This is a genomic window from Dokdonella sp., from assembly GCF_036518555.1.
Taxonomy (GTDB): Bacteria; Pseudomonadota; Gammaproteobacteria; order Xanthomonadales; family Rhodanobacteraceae; genus Dokdonella_A.
On record NZ_DATDMY010000180.1, the window covers coordinates 1 to 9,196 of the forward strand.

At 70.7% G+C, this 9,196-nt stretch carries 7 protein-coding genes and 2 rRNA genes; 4 read left to right on the forward strand and 5 right to left on the reverse strand.

What is annotated here, in order from left to right:
- Window positions 1-551 (forward strand): hypothetical protein (locus VI238_RS10335; protein ID WP_331651015.1); only part of this gene is annotated, 551 nt, incomplete at its 5' end.
- Here VI238_RS10335 and VI238_RS10340 read toward each other — a convergent pair.
- Window positions 515-862 (reverse strand): hypothetical protein, encoded by a 348-nt coding sequence (locus VI238_RS10340; RefSeq protein WP_331651016.1) that lies wholly within the window; start codon window positions 860-862, stop codon window positions 515-517. The two genes, VI238_RS10335 and VI238_RS10340, sit on opposite strands and share 37 nt — an antisense overlap.
- A gap of 198 nt (window positions 863-1,060) precedes the next feature.
- Between VI238_RS10340 and VI238_RS10345 the strand changes: the two genes are divergently transcribed.
- The 3 genes from VI238_RS10345 to VI238_RS10355 are packed head-to-tail and all read left to right on the forward strand — an operon-like array spanning window position 1,061 to window position 4,912.
- Entirely contained in the window at window positions 1,061-2,854 is a 1,794-nt protein-coding gene (locus VI238_RS10345; RefSeq protein ID WP_331651017.1) for a monovalent cation:proton antiporter-2 (CPA2) family protein, read from the forward strand.
- A gap of 1 nt (window position 2,855) precedes the next feature.
- Window positions 2,856-4,184 carry an FAD-binding oxidoreductase gene (locus VI238_RS10350; RefSeq protein WP_331651018.1) on the forward strand — a complete coding sequence of 443 codons (1,329 nt, stop codon included), beginning with the start codon at window positions 2,856-2,858 and terminating at the stop codon, window positions 4,182-4,184.
- Entirely contained in the window at window positions 4,181-4,912 is a 732-nt protein-coding gene (locus tag VI238_RS10355; protein ID WP_331651020.1) for an SDR family NAD(P)-dependent oxidoreductase, read from the forward strand. The genes VI238_RS10350 and VI238_RS10355 overlap by 4 nt, the downstream gene beginning before the upstream one ends.
- A gap of 28 nt (window positions 4,913-4,940) precedes the next feature.
- Here VI238_RS10355 and VI238_RS10360 read toward each other — a convergent pair whose 3' ends face one another.
- From VI238_RS10360 to VI238_RS10375, 4 genes are all read right to left on the reverse strand, one after another.
- On the reverse strand, window positions 4,941-8,348 hold the full coding sequence (locus tag VI238_RS10360; RefSeq protein ID WP_331651022.1) for an ankyrin repeat domain-containing protein: 3,408 nt from the start codon (window positions 8,346-8,348) through the stop codon (window positions 4,941-4,943).
- A gap of 67 nt (window positions 8,349-8,415) precedes the next feature.
- Window positions 8,416-8,682 (reverse strand): YcgL domain-containing protein, encoded by a 267-nt coding sequence (locus VI238_RS10365; RefSeq protein ID WP_331651023.1) that lies wholly within the window; start codon window positions 8,680-8,682, stop codon window positions 8,416-8,418.
- A gap of 96 nt (window positions 8,683-8,778) precedes the next feature.
- A 5S ribosomal RNA gene (gene rrf, locus VI238_RS10370) occupies window positions 8,779-8,893 on the reverse strand.
- Between the two features lie 117 nt (window positions 8,894-9,010).
- Window positions 9,011-9,196: ribosomal RNA gene (locus tag VI238_RS10375) — 23S ribosomal RNA — on the reverse strand; the annotation flags it as partial.

Below are 9,196 nucleotides of genomic sequence, written 5' to 3' on the forward strand. Positions count from 1 at the left end.
CGAAGGCGGCGTTCGCGCGCAGTCGGGACGCCGCGCGCGCGGCCGTGCTTGCGTGCCTGCCCGCATTCGTGCTGTTCCAGGCCGCCTACGGTTTCGCGAGCACCGGCTGGGTCCCGGGCACGCGCGCGTTCGACTTCGTCATGACGCGCAACTGGCACGACTCGCGCGCCCTGCGCTGGAAGTTGCTCGGCGACGCGGGCATGGAAAAGATCGGGCGCTACCTGAAGGAACTCCCCGCGCGCACGCACACGGTCGGCTACGCGGCCGAACCGGCGAGCCTGTGGCTGCCGACGCGCTTCGAGAACCTGCTGACGATTTCGTTTTCGCGGCCGCAGTTCGTCGAGACCGAGGCGGGGTTCGAAGCCTTCATCCGCTCGCAGCGCATCGAAGGCCTCGTGCTCCCGCAGCCGCGCGTCGCCGCGAAGGACTACGCGTACGTGCCGCTCGCGGTAGGCGCGGTCGCCGCGCGGCTCGAGCACGAGCCAGGCGTCGTCCGCATCGACGACCGCGACTACTACCTGCTCGACCTGCGCGCTCGACCGACGCCATGAAGGCGCCGCGCCTGCGTGGACGGGCGCCGCCGTAGTCGACGCGCGGTGCGCTCGAGCGCAGTCGCGATGCGCGCGCGCGCGAGCCATGCGAGGTCGATCGCGGGCGCCGCGACGAGCCAGAACGGCAGCGTCGAGCCGAACGCGTCGCCGCCGCGCAAGGTCGGGACGAGCACGAGCGCGGCGAGGCCGGCCGACAGCCATGCCGCGAGCGCCACGGCAGGCCCGGCGGACCCGGAAGGCGGCCGGATCGTGCGCGACGGCGCGCGCGCGGTGCAGACCGTGGACGGCAGGGACGGCGGTGCGACGAACATGGCGGACTCCTTGATCGCTCGGGGACGCGAGCATCGGCGCGGACGGTCTCAGCGCCTGCGACGGCGCGGCGACGCATGCGATACTCGTCGCGCGGCGTGGGCGCCGCCACGCGCTCGCCGCGGCGTGGCACGGCGTTACCGGCGCGACCACGCGCTCGCCGCGACGGTGCGCGTTTCCCGCCGCCAAGGAGTGATTGCGTGGAAGACCATGGTTTCCTGCCGTACGCCGTGTTGCTGCTGCTCGCGACGGTGCTCGCGGTTCCGCTGGCCAAGCGCTGGCGCCTCGGCGCCGTGCTCGGCTACCTCGGCGCGGGCGCGCTGATCGGCCCTTCCGGCCTGGGCCTGATCGGCAATACCGAGCAGATCACGCAGATCTCCGAACTCGGCGTCGTGCTCATGCTGTTCGTGATCGGCATGGAGCTGTCGCCGCAGCGCCTGTGGGTCATGCGTCGCAGCGTGTTCGGCAGCGGCAGCCTGCAGGTCGTCGCGACCGCGGTCCTCGTCGGCGGCGTCGCGCTGGCGTTCGGCTTCGGGTGGAAGAGCGCGCTCGTGGTAGGGCTCGGCCTTGCGCTGTCGTCGACCGCGATCGACCTGCAGTTGCTCGCCGAACGCAAGGAACTCAACAGCGCGCACGGTCGACTCGCCTTCGCGATCCTGCTGTTCCAGGACGTCGCCGCGATCCCGATCATCGCGCTGATCCCGATCCTCGGCGGCGCCCACGCGCAAGGCGGCGCGGTGGACGAGATTCTGGCGGCGTTGCGCGTGATCGCGACGATCGCGCTCGTCGTGGTGGGCGGCCGCTACCTGCTGCGGCCCATGTTCCGCGCCGCCGCGCAGCAGATCGGCACGCCCGAAGTGTTCACCGCGACCGCGTTGCTCGTGGTCATCGGCACCGCCTGGCTCATGCAGGTCGCGGGCATCTCGATGTCGCTCGGCGCGTTCCTCGCGGGCGTGCTGCTCGCCGACTCCGAATACCGCCACGAGATCGAGGCGCAGATCGAGCCGTTCCGGGGACTGCTGCTCGGGCTGTTCTTCATCAGCGTCGGCATGTCGCTCGACATGCATCTCGCGATGGCGCAGCCCCAGTTGGTCGGCATCCTGCTGCTCGCGCTGGTCGTGCTGAAGGCGGTCGTGCTTTATGGCGTCGGCCGCGGCCTCGCGCGCGAGGATCACGCGCAGTCGCTGGCGCTCGCCGCCCTGCTCGCGCAAGGCGGCGAGTTCGCCTTCGTCGTGTTCACGATGGCGGCCGCCAACGGCCTGCTGTCCGCGGAGCAGCGCGACCTCGCGATCCTCGTGATCACGCTGTCGATGGCCGCGACGCCGCTGCTCGTGCGGATGCGCGCCGAGATCGCCCCCGCGTCCAAGGCGCGACCGACGCGCGAGTACGACCGCATCGACGCCGGCGCGCCGCGCGTGATCATCGCAGGCATGGGCCGAGTCGGACAGATCGTCGCGCGCATGCTCAACGCCAATCGGATCGCGTTCACGGCGCTCGAGAGCGATCCCGAGCAGGTCGATTTCATGCGCCATTTCGGCAATACCGTGTACTTCGGCGACGCCTCGCGCCTCGACCTGCTGCGGGCGGCGCAGACGGACAAGGCCGAGATCTTCGTGATCACCACCGAGGACCCTGATTCGAACCTGCGCACGGCGCGACTGCTCAAGCGCCATTTCCCGCATCTCAAGGTTTTCGCGCGCGCGCGCAACCGCCAGCACGTGTTCAAGCTCATGGACCTCGGCGTCGACAGCATCGTGCGCGAGACGTTCTTCTCGAGCCTGGAGATCGCGCGCGGCGTGTTCATGTCGCTCGGCTACGACGAAGCGAGCGCGGACGACTACGTCAAGCGCTTCAGGGAGCACGACGAGCGCGTGCTGGCGAACCAGTATCCGGTCTACGACGACGAAGCGGCACTGCTGCAGTCGGCGCAGGAGGCGCGCGACGACCTCATGCGCCTGTTCCAGGCCGATACGGTCGAAGAGGAAGAGGACTGAGATGCGGGGCTATGCGGTCGCGGAAGGTCTGCTGTCGAGCTTCGACCGACAGTTCCACGCACGCTGCGCGTTGCAGAATCCGGATCGCTACCGCCTGCTCGACGCGCTGCCCGAGGATGCACCGCGCATCGCGCGCGGAGCCGGGGTGTCCTACGTCGCCGCGAGCTTCGGCAATGGTGCGATCAGCCAGAGCCTCGACGCATTCGATCGATTGCTCGCGTTCGACGTCGACCGCGGGCGGCTCGTGGTGGAGGCAGGTGCGCGCGTGGGCGAGCTGCAGCGATTCCTGCTCGGGCACGGCTGGTACCTGCCGGTCGCTCCGGGCCATCCGCAGGCCACCGTCGGCGGTTGCATCGCGGCCGACGTGCACGGCAAGAATCCGGCGCGCGACGGCACGTTCCGCGCATGCGTCGATGCACTCGTCGTGCACCGCCCCGGCGGCGAGCCCTGCGTCGCGAGCCGCGAGCGCGAGCCGGAACTGTTCGCTTCGACGTTCGCGGGCTTCGGCCTGACCGGGACGATCGGCTGCGCGACGTTGCGCCTGGCACGTCCGCCGCGGGCATTGGTCGTGCGCCGCGTGCCGGTCGCGAACCTGGCGGAGGCGGCGCGCGTGCTGCGGGACGCGGCCAACGCGCCGGTGCTGTACGGCTGGCACGATGGCACCTCGGCGCGATTCGGTCGTGGCGTGATCCACATCGGCCTCGCGAGCGACGAGGACACGACGCACGGCGGCGAGGCGCGCTCGTCGTCCGACTTGCCCGCTGCCATCGCGCCGCTGCCGTTGTCGCTGTGGAACCGCGTCGGCATCGCTGCGGCGAACCGCTGGCTGGATCGGCGTTGGCGCCGCGCGGATCAGGCTCCGATGCCGCTCGCCGAAGCGCTATTTCCGCTCAATCGCGCGCGCCTGTATTTCGCGGGATTCGGTCGCGCCGGCATGGCCGAGGCGCAGTGGCTCGTCCCGCATCCCCGCTTCGAGGCGTTCGCCGCCGCGCTCGGCGAACTCGTCGCGCGCACGCGACCGCGCATCACGCTGATCGCGAGCAAGTTGTTCGCGGGAGCGGCCGACGGGTTTTCGTTCGACGGGCGGGGTGTCGCGCTCGCGATCCACGTCGCCGATCCCGCGGCGCGAAGCGAACGAGCGTTCCTCGATGCGCTCGCGGAGATTGCGGTCGGGCACGCCGGGCGGCCGAACCTGATCAAGGATTCCACGCTCGATGGCGGCGTTGCGCGCCGGGCGATCGACGGATTCGACGAGGCGCGCGCGCGCATCGGGCGGCAGGAGCCGCTGCGGCGCTGCACGTCGGAACTCGCGAGGAGACTCGGGCTGTGACGGCGGTCGTCGTCGGTGCATCGAGCGGACTCGGGCGAGCGATCGCAACCGAGCTCGCGCGTCGCGGCCAGCCATTGCTGCTGGTGGCGTCCGATGCGAGGGACCTCGACGCGATCGCTGCCGATCTGCGCATCCGCCACGGTGCGAGCGTGCGCACCCTGGCGCTCGATCTCGCCAGCGAGCCCGATCCGGGCGCGCGCCTCGTCGCCGCCCTCGACGGTTTCCCGCCGCTCGCGAGCCTGCTGTTGCCTGTCGGCATGTCGCGCAGCGACGACGATCTCGGGCTCGAGCCGCGCCGGATCGGCGAGCTGCTCGCGATCAACCTGCATGCTCCCCTCGCGATCGTGCACGCGCTGCTGCCTCGGCTGCGGGAGGCGCGCGGCGCGGTCGTCCTGTTCAGCAGCATCGCGGCCGTGCGCGGCCGCGGCCGCAACGTCGTCTACGCGGCGGCGAAGCGCGGGATCGAGTCGCTCGCGGAGAGCCTGCGGCAGCGACATGCGCCCGACGAACTGCGCGTGCACCTGTATCGATTGGGTTTTCTTGCGACCAATCTCACGCATGGGCTCGCCCTGCCTACGCCAGCGGCCTCCCCGTCCGACGTCGCGCACGCGGTCGTGGACCGGCTGCCGCGCGGCTCGGGACGTTGGTACCTGCCGCGGCGGTTCGCTTTGGTCGCCGCGGTCGTTCGCGTGCTGCCATGGCCGCTGTTCCGCACGATGCGTTCGTGAGGCGGGGCCGCGGTTCCGCCGCGTGCGCTCAGTCGGGAGCGCGCGCGGGTCGACGCAAGGTCTGGCGCACGCCGGGCACTGCCGCCGGTGAGGTTGCGCCGAGTTCGGTCGCGACATCCACGTAGCCGAGCAGCGTCGCGACATCGGCGGCCGTGCGTCCGAAGCCGTCGACGAGTTCGAGCGGCGCGCCGTGCGACCTGAGCAGGCGCGCGCACCCGTACAGGCCGTGCAATGCGCACGCGTGCAGGGGGCTCACGCCTCGCGCGTCCTGGCCGTCCACGCGCGCGCCGCGTTCGAGCAGGGAGTCGGCTAGCCGGTACAGGTGCTCGGCGTCGCAGCGGGCACCCGGCTGCGAACGCCCGCCCAGCAGCACGAGCAGTACGTCCTGGCCCGCGTCGTTGCGCGCGTCCAGTCGTGCGCCCGCGCGCAGCAGGCGCTCGAACATCGCGTCGGCGCGTGCGGTATCGGAGCCCTCGAAGGCGGCCTGCGCAGCGGCCAGCAGCGGCGTGGTGCCGTGGTCGTCGCGCGCTTCCGCGTTCGCGCCCGCCTCGAGCAGGGCGGCGGCCGTGCGCTCGTCGCCGTTCGCGGCGGCGATCATCAGTGGAGTGGCGCCGCCGGCGATGCGGAGGTCGGGTGCGGTTCCGTGGCTGAGCAAGGTGCGCACGGTCGTTTCGCGTCCGGCGGCGACCGCGGCACCGAGGCAATGCATGCCCGATCGAGTCCTGTGCTCGACGTCGGCACCCGCGGCGAGCAGCTGGACGAGCAGTGCGGCGTGCCCGGCACCGGCGGCGCGCACGATGGCGGTCGCACCTTGCGCGTCTTCCGCGTTCACGGGCAAGCCGAGGGCGAGCAGGCGGCTCACGGCTTCGCCGTCGCCGGTCGCGGCCGCGGCCGGGAGGTCGGCGTCGCGCAGCCGGCGCAACGGCAGCGGCCAGCGGTCCCAGGTGAGCCAGTACGAGAGCTCCGGCTCGCCTCGCGCGAGCGCGAGCCCCAGCACGGTCTCGCCGTTCGCATTGGCGATCTCGGGGTTCGCTCCGCTGGCGAGCAGTGGCTTGAGCAACGCGACGGCGAGCGGCGTGTCGGCGCGGATCGCCGCGTGAAGCGGCGTGCGGCCCTGCGCGTCGCGGGCATTCGGGTCGGCTCCGCGTTCGAGCAGCATCGAAACGAGCGTGACGTCGCCGAGCGCGGCGGCGAGATGCAAGGCCGTGCTCCGGCCCCCGGCGACGCCGAAGATGTCGGCTCCGCGGAGCAGGAAGTCGTGCGCGAGCGGGCGCAGCGCGGGCTCGCTCGCGGACGCCATGAGGGTCCTGGCGAGCAGCCCCGCGCCCCCGACCGGGACCCCCGCGGCGAGCAGGTCGGCGATCGCGGCGTGTGCGTGCGGCAGGTTGTCGAGCAGGCTCTGCAGCAGCGGCATGCCGGTGCGCGTCGGCGAGTCGGGGACCAGGCCGTGATTGAGCAACCAGACGCGCGCTGCCGCGTGCTCGGGTCCGGCGAGATCGAGGTAGATGTCGGCCAGTGCGGCGGACGGCCATTGACCGACGATACCCACGAATTCGCCGGCGACGTTCCAGTGCCCGAACCGGAGCGCGTCGAGCAGGTGGTCGGTGTGGGCCGATGACGGGTCCATCCGTTCCCCTGCGAGGGTGCTCGGCATCGGGTAGGCCGGATCGAGCAACGCGACGATGTGCCAGCGGCCGGCCGCAGCGGCGTGATCGAGCGCGCGCTTGCCGTCGCTGCCGACGAGGGCGCGATCCGCACCGAGGGCGATCAGCGCACGCACGGTGTCTTCGCCCGCGTGGCGCGACTGGCATGCGATCATCAATGCGGTGCGCCGGTTTGCATCGACGAGATCGGGGTCGGGCTTGCGCTTGCCGAGCGCATGTATGGCCGCGACGGCACCGCATCGCGCCGCTTCCATCAGCGGCGTCGTTCCGCGTGCGTCGGCGATGTCGACGCCGGCGCCCGCTGCGAGCAGCGCCTCGACGATGCGTGCATGACCGGCGAGCGCGGCGGCGAGCAAGGCGGTGCGGTCGAGCGCACCGCGGGCGTCGACGTGCGCGCGATGCTTGAGCAGCAGCTTCACGCCGGCGGGGTCATCGTCGGCGATGCTCGCCGCGCAGATCAGCGCCGGCTGTGCGCGCTCGACCTCCGGCTTCGCGCCGCGTTCGAGGAGGAACGCGGCGATCTTCCAGTTGCCGCAGCTGCAGGCGATCGCGAGTGCGGTGAGGCCCTCGTCGTTGACGGCATCGACGTCGACCGCCGCATCGAGCAGCAGGGCCGCGATGACCGGCTCGACGCAACGGGCCGCATGATGGAGCGGCGTATTGCCTGCGGCGTCGGCCCGGCGCGCGTCGGCACCGTTCGCGAGCAGGGTGGTGACGGCCTCAGGGCGTCCCTCGTAGCTGTCGCGCGTCGCGGCGATCAGTGGCGTGATGCCGCCGTGAAGACGGTTTACGTCCACGCCTTTCGCGATGAGGGTGCGCAGCAGCCGTTGATCGGGAAGCGTGACCGCAATCATCAAGGGGCTGCGTTGGTCGCGGTGATCCATCGTCGGGAGGACGTTGGGGTCCGCACCGCGTTCGAGCGCGGCGAGTGCGAGGCTCGTCTGCGCCGAATGGACCGCGCAGAGCAACGTCGAGTCGAGTTCGCGGCTACCGATGCCGTCGGGCAAACCCGTCGGCTCGTCGACGGCGGGTCCGGCCTCGAGCTCGCGCCGGTCGTCGCGATGCGAGCCGCGCGCGGCCGCGAGCATTGCGCGGAGCGTGCGATTCACGAGCAGCAGGTGGGCCGCCGGCACGAGCAGCAGCGAGTACGCGACCAGCGCTGCGATGCGCACCTCGCCCGAGAGGAGTCCGCCGATGCCGGACAGTGCGAGCGCGCCGACTGCCAGCAGCAGGAGGGCCAGGCTCGCTGGCAACCCACCGGAGAAGAAGAAGACGTCGTGCTCGAGCGTCATGTGCCGCGCGAATGCGAGCGAGCGGTGCAGGACGGTCCTCAACCAGGAGCCGCGGTCCTCCACCCGAGGATAGGCATCGTCCCAGAGCAGCGGAAGCGCGAAAGCGGGCCAGATTCGCCATAGCAGCAGCAGCGATGCCAGCAGGGCGGCCGACAGCGCGAGCGCGGCCTCGAGCGAGCCGTAGCGGAGCAACCACCATGCGGGTGTCGCGACGATCAAGGCGACAAGGGCCGTGTACGCCGACGACGCGACGAAGTAGGCGAGGCCGCGGCGCGCGAGGGCATGCAGGTAGGCGCTGTCGTGATCGAATCCCAGCGCGCGACTCACCGCCGTCATCGTGAGCGCATTGGCCGCGAGCAGGAGGACCAGCGAGACCGGATGGTCTACGACCGCGGCGATCGCGAAGATCAGCCAGGCGGGCAATTGCAGGCGCAGCATCGACCGCAGGACATTGAACCCGTTGACCGCGCGCCTGCGCATCCTCTTGATTCCCGCTGCCCGGCATCTGTGCCGCCAGCGAGTATATCGATGCGGCCCGCTGCTGCGGTCAGCTCGTGGCGCGGGAGATGTCGCTGGGGCCGTGCGGATCCGGCGGCAGCTGCAGGTAGTAACCGTGCTGCTCGAGCGCTTCGATCACACGGGCCGCGTCGGCATGGGCGAGGCGCCGCGTCGGCGTCAGCTCCAGCTCGAGGACTTGCCGCATCGGCGCGAGAGCATCGCGGAGCGCTGCCGGCAATGCGTCGAGATCGTCCTGATGCCGAAGGTACACGTAGGTGTCGGCCCTGCGCAGGCTCTTGTGGACGAAACAACGCATGGGTGCCAGCCTCCGATCGTCGTGCGATCGCCTCGTCGCGAGCGAGGCACAAAGAAGAGCGCCTCTCCGTTTCCGGAGAGGCGCTCTGGGTAAAGCCCCTGGCGATGACCTACTCTTGCATGGCTTAAGCCACACTACCATCGGCGCAGCTGCGTTTCACTTCCGAGTTCGAGATGGGATCGGGTGGGACCACAGCGCTAGGGTCGCCAGGGAACTGGTGAGAGTCGCGCACGCTTGCGCGGACTCTGCATTGGGACTTGGGACGTAAATTAAGCGTTTGACTGTCGCCAGACCTCGTCGTCGAGGCAGCGAAGCGTCTTGGAGTTATATGGTCAAGCCGCACGGCTCATTAGTATCAGTTAGCTCGGCATTGCTGCGATACACACCTGACCTATCAACCACGTAGTCTTCATGGGGCCTTTAGGGGACTTGTGTCCCGGGAGATCTCATCTTGAGGCGCGCTTCCCGCTTAGATGCTTTCAGCGGTTATCGCTTCCGATCGTAGCTACCCGGC